General features: G+C 62.6%; 17 protein-coding genes. 9 read left to right on the forward strand and 8 right to left on the reverse strand.

Going from position 1 to position 20535, the window contains the following annotated elements:
- Nucleotides 1-101 precede the first annotated feature (101 nt).
- Nucleotides 102-1394 carry a D-amino acid dehydrogenase gene (locus tag JMY28_RS30775; RefSeq protein ID WP_201699743.1) on the reverse strand — a complete coding sequence of 431 codons (1293 nt, stop codon included), beginning with the start codon at nt 1392-1394 and terminating at the stop codon, nt 102-104.
- A 390-nt stretch (nt 1395-1784) separates the two neighbouring features.
- On the opposite strand from JMY28_RS30775, the gene JMY28_RS30780 reads away from it, so the two are divergent.
- Both JMY28_RS30780 and JMY28_RS30785 read left to right on the forward strand, forming a co-directional pair.
- Nucleotides 1785-2897, forward strand: coding sequence for an alkene reductase (locus JMY28_RS30780; protein ID WP_201699690.1), 1113 nt, complete (start codon nt 1785-1787; stop codon nt 2895-2897).
- Between the two features lie 656 nt (nt 2898-3553).
- The gene (locus tag JMY28_RS30785; RefSeq protein WP_201699691.1) at nt 3554-4024 is read left to right on the forward strand and encodes a ribonuclease; all 471 of its coding nucleotides are present in this window, start codon (nt 3554-3556) and stop codon (nt 4022-4024) included.
- Nucleotides 4025-4389: 365 nt separating this feature from the next.
- Here JMY28_RS30785 and JMY28_RS30790 read toward each other — a convergent pair whose 3' ends face one another.
- The 4 genes from JMY28_RS30790 to JMY28_RS30805 all read right to left on the reverse strand — a co-directional run bounded on the left by JMY28_RS30790 (nt 4390) and on the right by JMY28_RS30805 (nt 6689).
- Nucleotides 4390-4599 carry a hypothetical protein gene (locus tag JMY28_RS30790; protein ID WP_201699692.1) on the reverse strand — a complete coding sequence of 70 codons (210 nt, stop codon included), beginning with the start codon at nt 4597-4599 and terminating at the stop codon, nt 4390-4392.
- Nucleotides 4600-4608: 9 nt separating this feature from the next.
- The gene (locus tag JMY28_RS30795) at nt 4609-5040 is read right to left on the reverse strand and encodes a YkgJ family cysteine cluster protein (protein ID WP_201699693.1); all 432 of its coding nucleotides are present in this window, start codon (nt 5038-5040) and stop codon (nt 4609-4611) included.
- Between the two features lie 10 nt (nt 5041-5050).
- A complete protein-coding gene (locus JMY28_RS30800; protein WP_201699694.1) occupies nt 5051-5926 on the reverse strand; it encodes a hypothetical protein in 876 nt (291 codons plus the stop codon).
- Nucleotides 5927-6263: 337 nt separating this feature from the next.
- Nucleotides 6264-6689 (reverse strand): Tautomerase enzyme, encoded by a 426-nt coding sequence (locus tag JMY28_RS30805; protein ID WP_201699695.1) that lies wholly within the window; start codon nt 6687-6689, stop codon nt 6264-6266.
- Between the two features lie 122 nt (nt 6690-6811).
- Here JMY28_RS30805 and JMY28_RS30810 point away from each other — a divergent pair, with 122 nt between their 5' ends.
- Nucleotides 6812-7405, forward strand: coding sequence for a TetR/AcrR family transcriptional regulator (locus tag JMY28_RS30810; protein ID WP_201699696.1), 594 nt, complete (start codon nt 6812-6814; stop codon nt 7403-7405).
- Between the two features lie 74 nt (nt 7406-7479).
- Here JMY28_RS30810 and JMY28_RS30815 read toward each other — a convergent pair whose 3' ends face one another.
- A complete protein-coding gene (locus JMY28_RS30815; RefSeq protein WP_236597123.1) occupies nt 7480-10866 on the reverse strand; it encodes an autotransporter domain-containing protein in 3387 nt (1128 codons plus the stop codon).
- 712 nt (nt 10867-11578) lie between these two features.
- Between JMY28_RS30815 and JMY28_RS30820 the strand changes: the two genes are divergently transcribed.
- Nucleotides 11579-12085, forward strand: a complete 507-nt coding sequence (locus JMY28_RS30820; protein WP_201699698.1) for a lysozyme — start codon at nt 11579-11581, stop codon at nt 12083-12085.
- A gap of 23 nt (nt 12086-12108) precedes the next feature.
- A complete protein-coding gene (locus JMY28_RS30825) occupies nt 12109-13227 on the forward strand; it encodes a hypothetical protein (protein ID WP_201699699.1) in 1119 nt (372 codons plus the stop codon).
- Nucleotides 13228-13255: 28 nt separating this feature from the next.
- Here JMY28_RS30825 and JMY28_RS30830 read toward each other — a convergent pair whose 3' ends face one another.
- Entirely contained in the window at nt 13256-14116 is an 861-nt protein-coding gene (locus tag JMY28_RS30830) for a class I SAM-dependent methyltransferase (protein ID WP_201699700.1), read from the reverse strand.
- A 34-nt stretch (nt 14117-14150) separates the two neighbouring features.
- Complete coding sequence (locus tag JMY28_RS30835) at nt 14151-15134, reverse strand: LysR substrate-binding domain-containing protein (RefSeq protein WP_201699701.1); 984 nt, start codon at nt 15132-15134, stop codon at nt 14151-14153.
- A 166-nt stretch (nt 15135-15300) separates the two neighbouring features.
- Here JMY28_RS30835 and JMY28_RS30840 point away from each other — a divergent pair, with 166 nt between their 5' ends.
- The 4 genes from JMY28_RS30840 (at nt 15301) to JMY28_RS30855 (ending at nt 20509) form a co-directional block, all read left to right on the forward strand.
- Nucleotides 15301-17052 (forward strand): IlvD/Edd family dehydratase, encoded by a 1752-nt coding sequence (locus JMY28_RS30840; RefSeq protein ID WP_201699702.1) that lies wholly within the window; start codon nt 15301-15303, stop codon nt 17050-17052.
- Nucleotides 17053-17197: 145 nt separating this feature from the next.
- Nucleotides 17198-18553, forward strand: a complete 1356-nt coding sequence (locus tag JMY28_RS30845) for an MFS transporter (RefSeq protein ID WP_201699703.1) — start codon at nt 17198-17200, stop codon at nt 18551-18553.
- A gap of 40 nt (nt 18554-18593) precedes the next feature.
- Nucleotides 18594-19523: a dihydrodipicolinate synthase family protein gene (locus JMY28_RS30850; protein ID WP_201699704.1), complete on the forward strand. Its 930-nt coding sequence runs from the start codon at nt 18594-18596 to the stop codon at nt 19521-19523.
- A 56-nt stretch (nt 19524-19579) separates the two neighbouring features.
- A complete protein-coding gene (locus JMY28_RS30855; protein ID WP_201699705.1) occupies nt 19580-20509 on the forward strand; it encodes a Gfo/Idh/MocA family protein in 930 nt (309 codons plus the stop codon).
- Nucleotides 20510-20535: the final 26 nt, after the last annotated feature.

Genomic DNA, 20535 nt, shown 5'->3' on the forward strand with positions numbered 1-20535 from the left:
GCTGAGGCCTCGCAGGGCTATCACAAGCAATGCGGTGCCTGGCTACGGAATACATGCGCAGCTGTGACGTCTATCCATCTCGCCGGCATGGTCGCCTTTGCCTAGTCCAGCGCGAAATCCGCTGGGACATCGGCCTCCTTGGCGTAGCGGAACACGTTCAAGTCATCGTGCTGAATAGCGGGCTTTCTGCCTGATATCAGGTCGGCGAGAAGCTGCGCCGAACCGCAGGCCATTGTCCAGCCAAGCGTGCCATGGCCAGTGTTCAGGAAAAGGTTGGGCACGGCGGTGCGGCCAACAATGGGCGTGCCGTCTGGAGTCATCGCTCGCAGCCCAGTCCAGAACGTCGCCTTCGCAGTGTCGCCGCCGCCCGGGAACAGGTCGTTCACGCACATTTCGAGCGTCTCGCGCCGCGCCTCGCGCAGGCGCTTATCAAATCCGACGATTTCGGCCATGCCGCCCACGCGAATTCGTTTGTCGAAACGCGTGATGGCGATTTTGTAGGTCTCGTCGAGGACAGTCGAGACCGGCGCGCGAGCCTCGTCCACGATGGGAGCCGTGATGGAATACCCTTTGAGCGGGTAGACCGGGATCTTGACGAGGCCCGACAGGAAGTTCGTCGAATAGGAGCCAAACGCGACAACGAACGCATCGGCATGGATGAGCTTGGTCCCATGACGGACGCCAGCGACTTCGCAGTCTTCGACAACGAGGGCATCGACTGGCGTGTTGTAGCGGAACGTCACGCCTGCCTCCACGGCGAGTGCGGCAAGCCGGGTTGTGAACAGTTGACAGTCGCCTGTCTCGTCGCCGGGCAAGCGAAGACCGCCTGTTAGCTTATGCGAGGTCGCAGCGAGCGCAGGCTCAACCCGCGAGAGTTCGCTTGCAGTCAACAGCTCGTAGGGAACGTTCGCCTCTTTCAGTACGGCGATGTCTTTCGCTGCGCCGTCGAACTGCTGCTGCGTTCGGAAAACCTGTAGCGTGCCGCCAGTTCGTCCTTCGTACTGGATACCCGTTTCAGCACGCAGCGCCTTCAGGCAATCGCGACTGTATTCCGCGAGCCGCACCATACGGTTCTTGTTGATCGCGTAACGCTCGGCGGTGCAGTTCTGCAGCATCTGCCACATCCATTGAAGCTGGAACTGCTTGTCTGCATCATCTGGGCGGATGGCGAGAGGAGCGTGCTTCTGGAACATCCACTTAATGGCTTTGAGCGGGACGCCGGGCGCCGCCCACGGCGCCGCATACCCCGGCGAAATTTGCCCGGCGTTCGCGAAGCTCGTCTCAAGCGCGGGACCTTGCTCGCGGTCGATGACAGTGACTTCATGACCGGCGCGCGCCAGATAGAACGCGCTAGTCACACCGACGACCCCGCTACCCAATACCAGGACTCGCATACCCGTCGTCTCCCCAGCCAGGAGGCCATAAGTCGTGAACGAACGCCGCCGGTGTTTGATTGGCAGTCGATAACTGCATGCTAGCGACATATCAACAGTTTTCAATATTGTTTGGTTCGCTATTTATGGTCGAAATGACTATGCCGATTGAAGGATCGAATCACGAAAGTTTCCAAACCTATGTCTGGGCTTGATGGCATGGCATAGAAAGAGAATTGTTTGCGAAACGCGAGAACAGTATTGGAAGTAATCGGGACAAATTAATCGATGTGTGCATATACACTCTAGTCCATCGATGTCGCGGGGAAGTCAGCCAGTTCTGCGGTTTCGCTCCTGTCACGTCGGACAACCAGTAATCGACGCGCTTTCCAATCTCTTTTGGGGTAGGTCATGTCCAAGCTCTTTTCTGAAGTGAAAGTCGGCCCTTACACGTTCTCGCACCGGGTCGTTCTTGCGCCGCTGACGCGTATGCGTGCCGAAAACGGTGCGATTCCCGGCCCGCTCATGGCGGAGTACTACGCGCAGCGCGCGTCGGCCGGTGGGTTCCTGATTGGCGAGGCTACCATCGCCGCGCCGAACGGCAACGGATATCTTGGTGCGCCAGGCCTGTACGACGACAGCCAGATTGCAGGCTGGAAACTCGTGACCGACGCAGTCCATGCGAAAGGCGCGAAAATTTTCCTTCAGCTGTACCACGCTGGGCGCCAGTCGAATTCGGAGTTGCAACCCGACGGTGGGCGACCTGTTGGTCCCTCGGAAGTGCCTCACGGCGGCCTCGCTTACACGGACGCCGGCTGGGTCCCGAATACGCCGAATCGCGCACTCGAGACTCATGAAATTGCGGGTATCGTCGAAAGTTTCCGCGCTGCGGCAGCACGCGGCGTCGAGGCAGGTTTCGACGGCGTGGAACTGCATGGCGCAAACGGCTATCTGTTCGACCAGTTCCTGCAGGACGGTAGTAACAAGCGGACGGACATCTATGGCGGTTCGTTCGAAAACCGCGCCCGCCTGTTAATGGAAGCCACCCGTGCTGTGATTTCAGTGTGGGGAAGCGACAGGGTTGCCGTGCGCCTTGGGCCGAGTGGGTCTTGGGGCGATATGTCGGATAGCGACCCTGTCGGCCTGTTCACGTATGTCGCAGAAGAACTCGCGAAGCTGAATCTCGCGTACCTGCACCTCATCGAGCCCCGCATTCTCGGCAATGTCGAAAACGAGAGCGCCAACCAGGATCCCGTCGCTGCCCAGATGATTCGCAAGCACTACGCGGGCACCATCATCGCGGCCGGAGGCTTCGACGGTGAAACGGCCGAAGCGGTCCTGCAGGCCGGCGATGCCAATCTGGTTGCATTCGGCCGACACTTCATTGCGAATCCCGACCTTCCGGAGCGGCTGCGACGCAATCTTTCGCTCAACCAGTACGACCGCCCGACGTTCTTTGGCGGCACGCATATCGGTTATACGGACTACCCGTTCTATAAGTCTGAGGCGCAAGCTGTAGCCTGAAACGCGAGCGTGTAACCGATGAGGGGCAACGATGTACGGCTGGATGCCCAGGCCTCGCGGCGTCGGCAGGGAAGCTCATCAATTGCGAGAACTCGGCCTCATATTGGGCTCGTTTCGGGCAATGGGTTGATTGCGTCCAGGTCTACACTGGCTTTCATGGAGCGAGGCATTGGCTCCATCCCAGGATTCCCCTCCTGCGGTCGAGTTGGACCATACCGTTTACCAGTTGCAGAACAGCAGTCCCACAGCAGTAGTCGTATCTGGCAGAGCTTAATCGGTTATTGTCGAAGTACCGTGCTGTCGAATCGATGAGGAGTGCAGGGAAACACGTAGTTGAAGAGCAGGGCAGCATGTAGTTGAAGTACCGCGTCATCCAGCATTGTGTCATTGCAAGTCGAGGCCGCTTACATCGGAACGGGTGTAAGCGGCCGTCGTTCGTTGTCTGGACGAGGGAGCGTCGGTTCGGCGCGAAAGCGAATGGGCCACAACGTCCATCAACGGCCGCTCGATCGTCCCCGTTGAAAACGGCAAATCGGGCTGGTTGTCATGTGCCGAGTGTCTGGTTCTTTGCGAACATTGATTCGCGGCGCTATTAGCGATACCTTTACGTCTATCCTGGTCGTCGAGTTCGGGTCAAACGAGAGGAGAACCGTTTCGTGAAAAGAGCGTGGGCTTTCGCCTGCATCATCGCCTTGAGCGCGATCCTCTGCGGATGCGGCAAGGAGAGTTCGCGAAACGTCACCGAGGCATCGGGCGCATCCGCAAGCGAGGCGCCGGGTCAGCCAGCGCAGGGCGCAAGCGGTGCACCCGCCGCATCAGGCGCGCAAGTAGCGGGTGCGCTGGGCACCATCACCAAGACGCAGTTGCCGGCGGAAGCAGCCGAGACATTACGGCTGATCAAAGCGGGCGGCCCCTTCGCTTTTGCGGACGACGGCGTGTTGTTCCGTAACACTGCGCTTTTGCTGCCGAAGCACCCGCGCGGCTACTACCACACATACACGGTTCGCACCCCTGGCGCGACGGATCGAGGGCAACGCCGGATCGTGTGCGGCGGCCCGCGCAGGCAGACGGGCGACTGTTACTACACCGACAATTACTACGCCAGTTTCAAGCGCATTGCAGAGTAAAGACAGACTCTGATCCTCATAATGGCTGAGCTATCTCGCCCAGGGGGCTGCTGACGACAGCAGAGCGTTGACGACACGCGACGGTCCTTCGACGTGGAGTCAAGGCTACGGCAACTCCAGAACTGAAGCGGCGATTCGAACAATCGTTGTGACCGACAAGTAGTCGGTCACAATTGCTTTTCAGCTTTTGCCTCTGAAAGTTGCTTCAAACAAGGTCGGCGAGATCCAACTCCGCGATTTGGTGCTTCGACATGTCGACCCTGGCTGCCACCTTGCATCCGTTCGATCTGGAATCACAGTCTCTCCGCGCCCGGACCGGCTCAGCATCCGGCAACGGAAATAGTCCACGCGATGTGGCTCCGCCTTCAGGGTGTCGTTTTCGTCGACCTGCCATCGCCCAGGCCGCGGTTGCGACGGACAGCGCCGTCGCAGGATCCCTGAGTCGAGTTCTGTACGGCTTCGGTATCGGTCACCTCCGTTTTGCGCAACCTGGCACCGCTCTGGCTAGTCTCATCGTTAGTTTCGATCCAAACATTCACCTTGCGCAGCATCGCATCAATCGAGTTAAAAGACATGGCGTTCTCCTAGGATGGATTTTGTTTGACCCGGAATTGTGAGAAGTAGATAGAAAACTCCCGCACTGTCTCTGCCTTTGCTTTCTGAATCGACTCCTCTGAAATTTCGCGCATGCATTCATATCGAAGTTCGCCGTCCCAGAACATACCGAACGGACCGGTCTTACACTGAAGCGGCTTTACGTCGTGTATCGCACAAAGGTTATCTTCTCGCAAAAAAATGCAGCGCCCATCCTCAGTGCGCAATTTCCAAAATTCAACACATTCTGATGCGGAGAGTAGTGGAGTATCGCAATAATGTTCTGCAATTTCATCGGCGCTAACATTCAAATAGTCAGATATTCGACTAATGTCTTCTGGCAGTACGAGAACACCGAGATCAGCACCGCCTCCTGTGCAGCATTTTCCACAGCAAGTGCAGACAAATTCTGGAGGATTCACGATGGTCTCCTCAAATACGTTCGAGACGATAGCGAAACAAGTACCGCTTCCCCGTTTTTGGCGAGCGAAGTTGCCAGGTGACTAATGTTCGTTGTGGGTTAAGTCCAGGTCCACCTGTTTGCTGTTCAGCCTGAGTATCCCGGTTTCCACTCCCATCAACGACGATAATTGGATCCAGAAATTCAAACGCAAACCCAGGCGGAGCTGAAAGACTTAGCTTGGCTTCCTCGGTTGGAATGTTTGTTGGAATTCCGGCCAACGCTCCCTCCTTGGAGAAAGCATCAATCTCCGTTCTCGGCGTACTGATAGTGACTTCGTATTTGATGGAGTCTTGAGGAGGTATAGGTGGGTCGACGATTTGCGACCACGATATCGCTTGAACATTAAGGGCTCGAGACAGCAGTTTTAGCGCGAATCCGTATAGACTTTGTCGACTTTCGCGAATTGAGAACTTCTTCTCATCCACGGAAACGCGCGTGCTAATGTCAACCTTTTCATAAGAGTTGATCCAGATTTCGTCGAATGGGATAACAGAGAGATTCGACTTACTTACATTTTGGCACTCGAACGAGTATCTTCCATAGAAGTCGCCGGTCTCGGTAATGCGCCAATCATGGTCTACCTTTTTGTAGCGAACTGGATATTTCGAGTTCCCCGCGGCCACTGTGCGAACCATCAACGTATCCCTCGACAGAAAGAACACCCAAGCTAGTGCATAGACCGAAATCAGGCCGCAAACCGCGTAGATCGAGGCAGTGCGTAGCCTACCTAGCCATCCTGTTGTGGCAGTAATGGCGCTCGCGGAAGCGAACAAAAGGGCGGTGACATTTGAAGTGACGACGGTCTTTAATTTTTGTAGCATCGCCTGCGCTCCCGTCAGGTCCACCGCACCGCGGATCCCGTCCTTATCTTGTCGACCAGTGTGCAGATTTTGATGGCTCGGCTGGCCTAAGACGCGACAACAATAATAGGCGGAAGGTCGGACCTATTCAACAACTGCAGCGCGCGCTGTGTTCGGAAAACTCTCATTTGTCTTACTAAAGACAACGAACGTCTTGATCGTATCCGCTGTGCCACGCTTCGACGCGAGCGCGCCAGGTGATGTGACGCTCAGAGTCGGCGCCCTCCCTCGCAACAGCGCTGCTGGTTGACCGCTCGCGCGCGGTGTACGTGCCCGGACATCTCGCACAAGCGTACCTGTCGAACACGCGCGAGCGTCCGGTTTACTCGATCGCCGCTTCCTGTATCGCCTCGACGAGGTCCGCGTTGCTGTGGGCGCGGCCGGCGATTCCCCAGGAGCCGTCCGCCGCATAGACGATGTTGGTCCAGATGTGATCCCGCCTAAGGCGCCCGGCGGCCGCCTGTTCGAGGATCGCGGTCGCCTTTTCAGTGAAAGCCTGTTTGGCCTCGGGCGTCGCAAGCGCGATCTGCGGCAGCGTGAGTTCGACGAATGCCGCGGCGGCGGGCTTGCCGGCCGAGAACACGCGCGCGGCCGGTATAACGTTCAGCGTCCCGATCACATTGGGCGTCATGAACGCGTTGCCTTCGAGCTGCGCGACGCTCAACAACGCCTGCGTCAAGGCGGCGAAGGTATGGGCTTCGGCCTCGGCGGACAGCACTCCCTCGGATACGGTCAGCGTAATAGGCATGGCAAATCCTCATGGGTAAGCGACAGCGGTTAGTGGTATATATGTAGCGACTGCTCTCTATGTATAGACACTGATTGCTCTTTAAGCAAGAAAAAGAGCGATCGCTCCGAATGTAAGATCCGATGCGTTACACCGCCGAGCACAAGATCGAAACCCGCAAACGCATCGTCGATGCAGCGAGCCGCCTGTTCCGGCGCGAAGGCTACGGCGGCTCCGGCATCGACGGCCTGACGAGGGAGGCGGGCGTCACCAACGGCGCGTTTTACGGACACTTCAAGTCGAAGAGCGAGGCGTTCCGCACGGTGGTTCTGGCTGGCATGGAACAGTTGCGGCTCGCCGTCGCCGACCTGAAGGCGAGCCACGGCAAACGCTGGCTCAAGACGTTCATTGGGGTCTATCTGGGCCCAAAGCGCACTTGCGACATTGGCGAAAGCTGCGCGCTGCCGAGCTTTTCGCCCGAGATGGTTCGCGCCGACGTCGAGACCCGCGAAGCCTATGAAGCGGAGCTGCGCCGCCTGATCGAGGAGGTCTCGGCGGGGCTACCCGACGAAGCCGGCGCGGCGCGCGACGACAAGGCAATCGCGTTGCTTGCGATGTTGTCGGGCGGCATCACGCTGGCGCGGGCGGTACCGGACCCGGCGCTGTCGAAGCGGATCGCCGACGCCGTCGAGCGCTCGGCCCTCGCGCTGACTTCGGAGCCGCGCAAGCGCGGGTGAGGGCACGCTGAAAAGGGAGTGCGGATTCGCGCGGGAAGACAGGCTGCGCCTTGCCGCGCAACCCACGCGCGCTGTCACCACGGAGCCGAAACGGACACCCTCACGCCCTGCATGAAGCTGTTGTGGCCGAACATGACGCTGTAGTCGAGCCCGAACGTGATGCTACGCATCTGGAATCTCGAACCGATCTCGACCTGCATCCGGTTCTGGCTCGAGGGCACTGTCGAAACGAAGTAAGCCGGTCCCGCGCCAGCGAGGTCCGCGTAGGCGAGAGACGCCGTGCTCTGGCCGTTGAAATCGTGCTGATACTCCACGCGCGCATACGGCAACAGCACGCCCCACCGGGTCGCTTGAGCATACTCGGTGCGCAGTCCCAGCGCGCCCGACACCGTCGTGACCGTTTGCCCGAAATACGTGAGCGAGTCGATGCCTGCGCCGCTTTCGCTGTACTGATCGAGCGCTGCATCCGCGTAGGCAATCCGTCCATACGGGGAAATCAGCCATGTATCGCTGCGATGCTCGTATCCCGCGGCGAGCGAGGCGAACATCTGCCGGCCATCGCGCTGACCCATCGCGAAGTTGCCGGCGTTCGTGTCCCAGCGGCGGGAATTGAAGCTGAGCGTTCCGAAACCGGCGATGCCGTCGACGAACAGCGAAGGCTGCGGCCGGTAGCTGCCATAGAGCGCAAAGCTGTAGCTGTCACCCGTGCTCTTCGTGCCATCGTTACCGATGTCACTGGAATCGTGGCCGTAGCCGAAGCCCGCGCCAATCGAAAAGTGGTCGGAGATGCGGTAGTCCATGCCCGCGGTGACACCCGGCGTCGTGAAGCGAAAGCCCGAGCGCTGATTGCCGCTGTTGTTCATGCCGAAGTCGACTGAGCCCGCACTCCAGAACGCGAGGTCGGACGAAGCGTCGACGGCGTGGTCTCGCCCTCCGGCCCCCGGCCGGGAGCGGGCCGAATCGTTCGACCCGGACGACGACGCGTCGAGCGCCTGATTGGCTCGCAGGCAGGCGTCGCGCAACGTCGGCGATCCGGCATCCTCGCACTGGGCGCCCGCGGTGGGCACCTTGCCGGGAAGCGCCACCGAGAGGTCGTTGCTCGATGGAGCATGACCGGTCCCGTGCAGACGCTCGAGCCGCCGGCTGTAGTTCGCGATCTGCGCGTTCGCGAAGCGGCGCGCGGCCTCGACCTGAGCGTTGATCAAGCCGACCACGTCGGGATCGGTCGAGGGATCGGGCCGTGCCGCGACCGTCACGAGAACGATGCCGGGCGCTGACGTCGCGATTGCATTACTCAGCGTATAGGTGATCGTGGCGGTGCCGGCGAAGGCCGCCGCCGGCACGAACTTCAGGGCGAGCGCGCCGGATTGCGGCGCGACGGCGGCCTTGGCCATGGCGTATCCACCGGCAACGACCGTTGCCGTGCCTGCCGACGCCGGGCTGACCGAGACAATAGCCGCGCCCGTGAACGGGCCGCCCGTCGCGCCGTCGGTGATGTCGACGGTAACGGACTGCGTGGCGGACGTGCTCACCTGGCGCTCGGCGAGCGCGACGGGCACCGCGTTGACGGTCACCGTCACGGCGATGGGGGCCGAGACCCCCGCGCTATTCGCAATCGTGTACGTGAAGCCGACGTTGCCCGAAGACGTGCTCGCCGGCGTGTAGACAATGTCGAGTCCGCTGACGGCCGCCGTCCCCGTCTTCGGCGCCGAGGCGATGGCGATCGCGGTGAACGGGCCGCCGCTGGCGTTGGTCGTCGCGTGAATGGTCACGGCGGTGTTCGACTGTGTCGTGACCGTGACGGCGGGCGCCGCAGGCACGACCGTCGACGCATTGACCGTGACCGTGTAGGCCCGCTGAGTCGCGGCCGCCCCGGCGGGCCCGGTGCTGCTGTCCGTCGCCGCGACCGTGAACGACGACGTGCCGGCGGCGGACGGTGTGCCGGATAGCACGCCCGTGGCGGCATCGAGGCTCAGTCCCGCCGGCAGCGTGCCCAATGCGATCGAATACGTATAGGGCGCGTTGCCGCCGCTGGCCGTCAGCGTCTGGCTGTAGGCGACGCCCACCGTGGGCGCGGTCAGCGTGGCCGGTGTGATCGACAGCGTGGGTGCGCCAACCGTGATGGTCACCGTGGCGGGCGCCGAAGTCCCGCTACTGTTGGTCGCCGTGTAGGTGAAGGAATCCGTCCCGGCGTAGCCGGTGCGTGGCGTATAGGTAATCGACGTCGCGCTTGCGATGGCAGTCCCGTGGCTGGCAGCGGAGGCCACCGCCACGCTGGCCGCCGCGCCGCCCGCAAGATTCAGCGCGATGGTATTGCCGCTGCTGTTGTACGCGACGTTCGCCGCGACCGAGCCCGCCACGGGCAGGGCGACGCTGTTGATGGCGAGTGAATAGCTCTGGCTGCCGACCATCGAGTTGCCGTCCCTCGCCTGCACCGTGAAATTGAAGGTGCCCGCGGCGGTCGGCGTGCCGGCCAGCACGCCGGTCGGACTCAAGCTCAGTCCGGTCGGCAACGCGCCTGCGGTCAGGGAATAGGTGTAGGGCGCTGTGCCGCCGCTCGCCGTGAGCGTCTGGCTGTAGGGCGCGCCGTAAGTACCCGCTGAGAGCGTGGATGGCGTTAGCGTCAGCGCGGCTGGATTGATGACGACTGTGTAGGCTTGCATCACCGAAAACGCACCCGTACCCGTGCTGCTGTCCGTGGCCTTGACGGTGAACGATGCCGAGCCGGATGCCGTCGGCGTTCCGGACAGCACGCCGGTGTTCGCATTGAGGCTCAAGCCGATGGGTAGAGAGCCGGAAACAATGGAAAACGTATAGGGCGCATTACCGCCGCCAGCCACGATCGTCTCACTGTAGGCCGTGCCCACCGTGGGCGCAGTCAGCGTGGCCGGCGAGATCGAGAGGGTAGGCGCGTTCACCGTGACAGTCACCGTGGCGGATGCCGAAGTCCCGCTGCCGTTGCTCGCCGTGTACGTGAACACGTCGGAGCCGCTGTAGCCGCTTTGAGGCGAATAGGTGATCGACGTTCCGCTTGCGGATGCGGTGCCGTGGCTGGCCGTGGTCGCCACCGCGACGCTGGTCGCCGTGCCGCCGCCGAGGTTCAGTGTCACCGGATTGCTCTGGCTGCCATAGGCGACGGTCAGGCTGACCGGGCCAGCAGTGGGCGCGCCATAGTAGGTGAACTGGTCGGCGACGGTGGTCGCGCTCGTGCCGTTCGCGTTGGTCACGGTGATGTCGACCGTGCCCGTGGCGGCGGACGGCGATCCGGCGACGATCTGCGTCGCGGAAAGGAAGGTGAAGGAAGTCGCGGGCGTCGCGCCGAACATCACGGCTGTCGTGCCCGTAAAATTCGTGCCGGTGATGGTAATCGCGGTGCCGCCTCCCCTCGGCCCGGAGTTCGGGCTGACTGACGTGACCGTGGGCGGCGCAGCCGATGCGAGTCCTGGCAGTGCGAACGTCATGAGCAGCGCCACGCCGAATCTGGCAGCCAGCGCGCGACGCCAGCGTGCACCTGCCAGCAAGACGGCCGCGAGCGCGCGAGCGAACGATGGTGCGCGCGTGACCCCGGCGCGTGTTGCTGCACGGCATGCGTCGCAACCGGACCGCGATGGCCCGCTTTGCCGAATCGATGCGATTTGCGTTAGAACCGCGCAGGCCGCAGCGCTGCGCGGGGACGTGTCCCAACACTTCTCTATCATTTTGTTCCCCGGGGCGCTTATTGATGCGCCTGCTTTCTTGTTCTTTCTTTTTTGGGTGGCTGCCGGTGGCGGCCCTCTTGATTCGGGGGGGATTATATCCGCTCAACAAGTTGCGTGAGCAACGAATTGACTGGATAACGGCACCAGGAACGACGCGTCATGCAGCGTTAAGCGCCAGCCCTCATGCCCATCCCGCCATCGGCCATCGCGACCGATGCGACCGTGAAGCGGGCTCGCGAAGTGGCAATGCCGCTATCAGATTCGGGCGCGATCCAATGTGCGCCAGCGAACATTTTCTCGCGATTTGCCTCGCGCCATATGCGAGGAGGCGCCAGCATTATCCTGACTAGAATTTCTTGCTAAATCGCCTATCGTTGAGGAGTCGCGCTCGCATACTGGCAATCAAAACAGCCTGTTTCCAGACATTTTGATGCGCAAGCATCGGTCGGGCGTACTTCTCGAACAGGAGTGGCAAATGGCGACTCCCAGACCCGTTGGGCCGGACGCGGTTACCCTTATCAAGCAATACGAAGGAATTCCGCTGCGTGACAATGTGGCTTACCCCTATCTCGATCCGATCGGCATATGGACGATAGGCTGGGGTCACGCCATCACCGCGCAAGGCCGGTTTTTGCGTGGTCAGCCCGATCTTTCCCGAGCGAAAGCGCTCTACCCCGATGGCATCACACTCGACCAGGCGGGCACGCTGCTCGACGGCGATCTCATCGATATCGGCAGCGAAGTGCTGGCGCTCGTCACTGTACCGCTGAACGAAAACCAGTACGGAGCACTAACGAGCTTTACGTTCAATCTGGGTTCACGAAACCTGCAGTCGTCGACGTTGCTCAAGGTGCTGAACGGCGGCGACTACAGCAGCGCCGCAAACCAGTTTGCGCGTTGGTGCTATGCGGGCGGCAAATTGATGTCGGGTCTGCTCGAACGCCGTAACGCGGAGCGCGCGCTTTTCCAGAAGACCCCATGACAGTGAGCTTTTCCGGAGGCGCCATGCAATCACGCTTTCGCTTGTATCGCTACGTGCTGGCTATCGTTGCGCTCGCGCTGGCAGCGGGGCTTCCGGTTGCTGGCCACGCTCAGCAACTCGTGCGCGAGATGCAATTGGGCGACGTCGTCGATGTTTACGTGACGAAACCGTGTTCGCAAATGGGCGCGATTTCGCAGTACCAGTTGCACGTGGACGGCGCGCCGACCGGCATAACCGCGCAGGGTTGCCGCAAGTTGACGGCAGACGAGGCGCGCATCGTCGGCAAAGATGACGTTGCGAGCCTCAGCTTCCTGCTGCATTTATACGGCGACGCCGGCCAGCAGGGCGGTTTGACGCCGGAGAACTCGGTCGCCTGGCATACGCTTGTCGCGCTGCCCTGGGACGGCCAGAACTTCGGGCGAGTTCGCTTGATGAATGCGAGCGTCGTCGACAAGGACGGCAACGAACTTGCGGCAGAGGACAGCAAGTTCCGATTCGTTTGGGCGCCGATCTGGAAAATCGGCGTGGGGCTTGGCGCCATCGCCGTAGTGATTTTCCTGTTCGTCTGGTTAGGTGCGCAAACCGCGTTGCTGCGCGATACCGGCGCGAACACATCCGTGCCATACGAGCAGCGCACCTACAGCCTCGCGCGTACGCAAATGGCGTGGTGGACGCTGATCATCGTGGCGTCGTACATCTATATCTGGATTGCGACGGGAACCCAGCCCGAGTTCACGGCACAGGCCATCTCGCTGCTTGGGTTGAATGCTCTCGTGTCAGGCGCGTCGCGCACCGTCGATCTCTCCCGGGGGACGGCATTCCCGCCGCGCATGGCGCAGTTCTTCTTCGATCTGGTCAGTGACGAAAGCGGGGTGGCGATACACCGGTTGCAGATGCTCATCTTCACGGTGGTGGTGGGGGCAAACTTTCTGTATCAGGTGATCGTCGCAGTCGCGATGCCGACACTGGACCCCACGACGCTTGCCCTCATCGGCGTGAGCGGCGCGACTTACGTGGGCTTCAAGACTAAGGAGCCGCAGCCTAAACAGGATGCCGGTCCGGGCACCGCGAGCGGGGGCGGCGACCAGGCGGCCGATTACGATGCCAAGGGCGGTTATTCGACTGGCGACGCCACGGCATGACGGTGTGCGCTTTGACTTTCCGCTACCCTCAAACGGTCGCCACGAGAATCGACTCTCCACTCGCCGGCCTCAGGCCATCGCTACGGTCTGCGAAATAACGTGCGGTGAGATCGGCGGTCGAAACAATGTGCGCGTCGCGTAACCCCGCATCGCGTGCGAGCGCAAGCATCTCGTCCGGTGCGAAGAAGCTCACGAACGGCGTACCCGCCGCCCTCGCACGTTCATACACGGCGGCGTGCTGCGAGCGCTCGGGCTCGTCGATGAGCTCGAGCGGCAAAAGGAACGTCATGACGAGCGTCGAGCCCGGTGCGAGCTGCGCGATCTGCCGCAGCGTCGCAAGGTTCGCTTCGCGCGTGAGATACATCGAGACGCCCGTCGACGCGATCACCGCGGGGCTAGCGGCGTCGAACCCGGCCGCGGCGAGCCGTTCCCACCACGTCTCGCCGGCTTCGAAATCCACCGGCACGAAACGCAGCCAGTCCTGTTCGCGAAACCCCAACTCCATGAGCCGCTGACGCTTCCACGCCTGCGTGCCCGGCTTGTCCACTTCGTACACGTACAGGCGCGAGGCGATCTCGGGGTGGCGCTGCGCGAACGTGTCGAGTCCCGCTCCGAGAATCGCGTACTGTTGCGCGAGACCTTTTGCGGTCTGTTCGGCCACGAGGTCTTCGACGAAGCGCGCGCGCCCGACGATCGAAGCACGATAACCGCGCGTGCCTTCAGGATGCATATCGGGCCGCTCGCGCCAGTTCGATTCGGGCGCGGCGATCTGCATGCCGGTTTCGTCTTCGAGCACGTGAGGCGCGTCGTCGACCTGGACGTGCAGCGCGCGCCACAGCGCGACGCGAATGGCGGTGCTGTCGGGAGCGGCGGTATGGCTGGCGGGCATGGTTCGGTCCTCTGTGGCGGGTTTCGTCACACGATTATCGCGCGCCCGGCTCGCGGCGGTGCGCCCCGTAAATGTCGGCGCTCACTTGCCGCAACGCCTCGATCATCACGCTCGCCGCGGGCGTGAAGAGGCGATCCGCGCGCGTGATGATGCCGAAGTCGTCCATCTGGCAATCCATCGGCACGGGCAGGATCGCGACCATGCCGTGCGCCGCGTAGTAGTGCGCCACATCCTCGGTGAGCACGGCGATCATGTCGCTTTGCTCAAGCACGCGCGTGATGAAGAGCAGCGCGGGCGTTTCCACCACGTTCGAAGGGGGCGCGAGGCTCGCGCGCTGGAACATCAGCTCGAAGCGATGGCGCAGCACGCTGCCAACTGGCGGCACGACCCACGTGGCGCGCGCGATGTCGGCGAGCGCGATTGGTTGGGGTTTATCCGCTGCCTGCCCGAGCATGGGATGCCCCGGCCGAACCACGGCGCATACCGGCTCGCCCGCGAGCGGCTCGTAGCGCAACTGGAGCTTGTCGTGCTCGGCGGAAAGGCGGCCCAGCACCACGTCGAGCTTGTCTTGCGCCAGATGTTCGAGCAGCACGTTGCTGGCGTCGATCTCCACGGATACGCGCAGGTTTGCATGCGTGCGCTTGACCGCCGCGACGGCGGCCGGCAGCACGCGCACGCCCGGCGAGGTGATCGCGCCCACCGCGACGTGGCCAAGGCGCCCCGCCTTGAGCGCGCTCAGTTCCTCCTGCGCCTGGTCGAGGCTACCGAGCACGGCGCGCGCGTGGCGGATCAGGGCGTCGCCGTACAGCGTGGGCCGCATGCCCCGCGGCATGCGCTCGAACAGCACCGCGCCGAGCATGTCCTCGAGCTCCCGCAGGAGCTTCGACGCAGCAGGCTGCGTCATGTTCAGCGCCGCGGCCGCGCGGTGAATGTTGCCCTCCTCGGCCAGCGCCACGACGAGGAGCAATTGCCGCGTTTTCAGCCGCGTGCGCACGTACCAGGGGCTCGAATCGAGCATGTTTCCGCCTGATTTCCCAAATAGTTTTAGGTGTTTATACCAATGCCGATTTCGATATCGGAAGCGTCCATTTTTTCATTAGAAGGTTATCAGACTTCTCCATAGACTGTGCCGGACGAAACGATTGAACTTATCGGCGAACTACTCGCACCACAAGACGAACACGATGTCGGATACCAAACCCAAACTGCGCTCCCAACAGTGGTTCGGCACCACGGACAAGAACGGCTTCATGTACCGAAGCTGGATGAAGAATCAGGGCATCCCCGATCACGAATTCGATGGTCGCCCGATCATCGGTATCTGCAACACCTGGTCGGAACTCACGCCCTGCAATGCGCACTTCCGCAAGCTCGCCGAGCACGTGAAGCGCGGCATTTATGAAGCCGGTGGCTTTCCGGTCGAGTTCCCGGTGTTCTCGAACGGCGAATCGAACCTGCGCCCCTCGGCCATGCTCACGCGCAATCTCGCCTCCATGGACGTGGAAGAGGCGATTCGCGGCAACCCCATCGACGCCGTCGTCCTGCTGTGCGGCTGCGACAAGACCACGCCCGCGCTCCTGATGGGCGCCGCGAGCGTGGACGTGCCCGCCATCGTCGTGACGGGTGGCCCGATGCTCAACGGCAAGCACGAAGGACGCGACATTGGCTCGGGCACGGTGGTGTGGCGGCTGCACGAGGAACTGAAGGCGGGCGAAATCAACCTGCATCAGTTCCTTTCGGCCGAAGCGGGCATGTCGCGCTCGGCGGGCACGTGCAACACCATGGGCACCGCCTCGACGATGGCCTGCATGGCCGAGTCGCTAGGCGTTTCGCTGCCGCACAACGCCGCGATTCCGGCCGTGGATGCGCGCCGCTACGTGCTCGCGCATATGTCGGGCATCCGCATCGTGCAGATGGCGCTGGAAGACCTGAAACTCTCTAAGATCCTCACGCGTGAAGCGTTCGAGAACGCGATTCGCACGAACGCGGCCATCGGCGGCTCGACCAACGCCGTGATTCACCTGAAGGCGATTGCGGGCCGCATCGGCGTGGACCTCGAACTCGAAGACTGGCAGCGCATTGGCCGCAACACGCCGACCATCGTCGATCTGCAGCCTTCGGGCCGCTTCCTGATGGAAGAGTTCTACTACGCAGGCGGGCTGCCGGCGGTGCTGCGCCGGCTTGGCGAAGCGAATCTGCTGCCGCATCCCGATGCGCTCACCGTGAACGGCAAGTCCATCTGGGACAACGTGCGCGAAGCGCCCAACTATAACGACGAAGTGATTCGTCAGCTCGACAACCCATTGATCGCTGACGGCGGCATTTGTATCCTGCGCGGCAATCTCGCGCCGCGCGGCGCGGTGCTCAAGCCTTCGGCGGCTACGCCCGAGTTGCTCAAGCATCGCGGCCGCGCCGTGGTGTTCGAAAACTTCGACCACTACAAGGCGACCATCGGCGACGAGTCGCTCGACGTCGACAAAGACTCCATTCTCGTGATGAAGAACTGCGGCCCGCGCGGCTACCCCGGCATGGCCGAGGTCGGCAACATGGGCCTGCCGCCCAAGCTGCTGCGCCAGGGCGTGAAAGACATGGTGCGCATTTCGGATGCGCGCATGAGCGGCACGGCTTACGGCACGGTGGTGCTGCACGTCGCGCCCGAAGCTGCGGCCGGTGGCCCGCTCGCGGCCGTGCGCAACGGCGACTGGATCGAGCTGGATTGCGAATCGGGGCGCCTGCATCTGGACATCAGCGACGAGGAACTCGAGCGCCGCTTGAGCGATGTCGATCCGGCCGCGGCGCCTGGCGTGGCGGAGCACCTGGGCAAGGGTGGCTACGCGCGCCTCTATATCGATCACGTGCTGCAGGCCGACGAAGGTTGCGATCTCGACTTCCTCGTGGGCAAGCGCGGGGCGGCAGTGCCGCGGCATTCGCACTGAGCGTCTGATGCACGGAGGCAGGGCACACCGGCGCCCTGAGTGCGCGAAATTAGCGAGGGTGCGCCGGCAAGAAGAAATACAGCCATGCTTTGCATGGGACCGCACTAACGCTAAAGCGTAAAGTGCGGTCGACACAGGAGACACGATGACGAACCCGCAGGTGCTGCAACACGATAGCCCCGCCGCGCTGGCAAGCGCCAGCGGCGAGGAAAAGCACATCGTCGGCCATATCGCGCGCCGGCTCCTGCCGTTTCTCGCGCTGATCTATGTGGTGGCGTATATCGACCGTACCGTGGTTGGCTTCGCGAAGCTGCACATGAACGCGGCCGTGGGCCTTTCCGACGCCGCCTATGGCCTGGGCGCAGGTCTCTTCTTCATCGGCTATTTCCTTTGCGAGGTGCCGAGCAATCTCGCGCTCGCGCGCTTCGGCGCGCGCGTGTGGTTCGCGCGCATTCTGTTCACGTGGGGCGTGATCACGATGCTTATGGCGCTCGTGAGCGGCCCGAAGAGCTTCTACGCGTTGCGCTTTTTGCTGGGCGCGGCGGAGGCGGGGCTTTATCCGGGCATTCTGTATTTCCTCACGCAGTGGTTTCCCATGCGCCACCGCGCGCGCGTCATCGGTCTTTTAGTGCTCGCGCAGCCCATCGCGGGCATCGTGACCGGCCCGATTGCGGGCGCGCTGCTCGAAACGCACGGCTTTTTCGGTATGTCGAACTGGCAGACGCTCTTCGTTGTGAGCGGCCTGCCCGCCGTGCTGCTGTGCATCCCCACGCTGCGCCTGCTGCCCGAGTCGCCCGCGCACGCGCGCTGGCTCGACGACACCGAGCGCCGCTGGATCGAGCGCGAACTCGCCGCCGACCAGCGCGCCTACAGCCTCGACACGCACCGCAACCCGTTCAGCGCGCTCAAGGACCGCCGCGTGTTACTGCTGGCGCTGCTGTTCCTGCCGTTTCCGCTATGCATCTATGGTTTGTCGCTCTGGTTGCCTACCATTATCAAGGCGTTCGGCGTGAGCGATTCCACGGCCGGCCTGCTTTCCGCGGTTCCTTATCTGTTCGCGGTGGCTGGCTTGCTGCTCGTGCCGCGCCATTCGGACAAGCATCGCGAGCGCTACGGCCACATCGTCGTGGTCTCGGGCGTCGCGGCGCTGACGATGGCTGCGAGCGCGTGGTTTCACGCGCCGGCGCTGCAACTGCTGTTCATCTGCCTGACCGCTTTCTCGATCTACTCGATTCAGGCCGTGGTCTGGGCGCTGCCCGGCGAGTTCCTCACCGGCGCGAGCGCGGCCGTGGGGATCGCGACGATCAACTCGCTCGCGAATCTCGGCGGCTATCTCGGCCCCTATGGCATCGGGCTCATCAAGGACGCTACGGGCAGCCTCGCGGCCGGGCTTTACTTTCTCGCGGCCACGCTGGTCTTCGCGGTGCTCGTGACGTTCGCCGTGCGCGCGGTGCTGCGCACGCCCCAACGCGGCACTGGAGAACTGGCGAGCGAATCGTGAAGGCGCGGCCTGACACCCTTACTCAAGCAGGACTGAAGACATGACTACGAGCCGTACGCCCCGCTACCGGGGCATTTTCCCCGTCGTGCCGACCACGTTCACCGAAACCGGCGAACTGGATCTGGCAAGCCAGAAGCGCGCCGTCGACTTAATGATCGACGCGGGCTCGGACGGCCTGTGCATTCTCGCGAACTTTTCGGAGCAGTTCTCGCTCTCCGACGACGAACGCGAACTCATCACGCGCACCGTGCTCGAGCACGTGGCGGGCCGCGTGCCCGTGATCGTGACGACCACGCACTACGGGACGTCGATTGCCGCCGCGCGCAGCAAACGCGCGCAGGAGCAGGGAGCGGCGATGGTGATGCTCATGCCGCCGTATCACGGCGCGACGTTCCGCGTGCCCGAGCAGCAGATCTACGACTTCTACGCGCGCGTGTCTGACGCGATCGACATTCCGATCATGATTCAGGACGCGCCCGCGAGCGGCACGGTGCTCTCCGCCGCGTTCCTCGCGCGCATGGCTCGCGAGATCGAACAAGTCTCGTACTTCAAGATCGAAACGCCGGGCGCGGCGAACAAGCTGCGCGAGCTGATCAAGCTGGCCGGCGAGGCAGCCGAAGGCCCGTGGGACGGCGAAGAAGGCATCACGCTGCTCGCCGATCTCAACGCTGGCGCGACCGGCTCGATGACGGGCGGCGGCTTTCCGGACGGCATTCGCCCGATTATCGAAGCCCATCGCGAAGGCCGCACCGACGACGCATTCGCGCTTTATCAGAAGTGGCTGCCGCTCATCAATCACGAGAACCGCCAGGCGGGCCTGCTGGCCTGCAAGTCGCTGATGAAGGAAGGCGGCGTGATCGAGTGCGAGCTGCCGCGCCACCCGCTGCCCGCGATGAATCCCGCGACGCGCACCGAGTTGATCGAGATTGCGCGTCGCCTCGATCCGCTCGTTCTGCGCTGGGGTAAATAAATCATTCGTCATCCAGAATAAATAATTTCCCTGAAACAAAGGGGCGGAGATACGTCATGAAAGCGTCCTATACGTTGGGCATCGTCGGCGTGGGCAAGATCGCGCGCGACCAGCATCTGCCTGCTATCGCGGGCAATCCCGGCTTCGAACTCGTGGCGTGCGCGAGCCGTAATGCAGAAGTGGAGAACGTGCGCAACTACAAGGACATTGGCGCGCTGCTGGCCGCCGAGTCCGACCTCGACGCCGTGTCGCTGTGCGCGCCGCCGCAGGTGCGTTACGCGCAGGCACGCGCCGCGCTCGAAGCGGGCAAGCACGTGATGCTCGAAAAGCCGCCGGGCGCGAGCGTGAGCGAAGTCGAGGCGCTGCGCGAACTCGCGCAAAAGCGCGGGCGCACGCTGTTCACCACGTGGCATTCGCGCTGCGCGAGCGCTGTCGAACCCGCGCGCGCGTGGCTCGCCGAGCGCACCATCCGCGCCGTGCACGTGCGCTGGAAGGAAGACGTGCGCCGCTGGCATCCGGGTCAACAGTGGATCTGGGAGCCAGGCGGCCTGGGCGTGTTCGATCCGGGCATCAACGCGCTTTCCATCGTCACGCGCATCCTGCCACGCGAAGTGCTGTTGCAGGGCGCAACGCTGCACGTGCCGAGTGACTGCGCCACGCCGATCGCCGCGGAACTCGACTGTATCGACACCGACGGCGTGCCCGTGCGCGCCGAGTTCGACTGGCGCCACGGTCCGGTCGAGCAATGGGAAATCGATGTGGAGACAACGGACGGCCTGCTGTCGATCGCGGAAGGCGGCAAGCGTCTCGCGATTGCGGGCGAGCCGGTCGCGCTCGAAGCCGAACGGGAATATTCGGCGCTCTATGAACGTTTTCATTGGTTGATCGCCCACGGCACCGACGACGTGGACGTGCGCCCGCTGCGCCTCGTGGCGGATGCGTTCCTGCTCGGCAGGCACGTCGAAGTCGAGGCCTTTGGCCACTGAGTGCTTTCTGCACGCTTGTTTTACGC

It is taken from the genome of Paraburkholderia hiiakae, assembly GCF_904848665.1.
In the GTDB taxonomy this organism is placed as follows: Bacteria; Pseudomonadota; Gammaproteobacteria; order Burkholderiales; family Burkholderiaceae; genus Paraburkholderia; species Paraburkholderia hiiakae.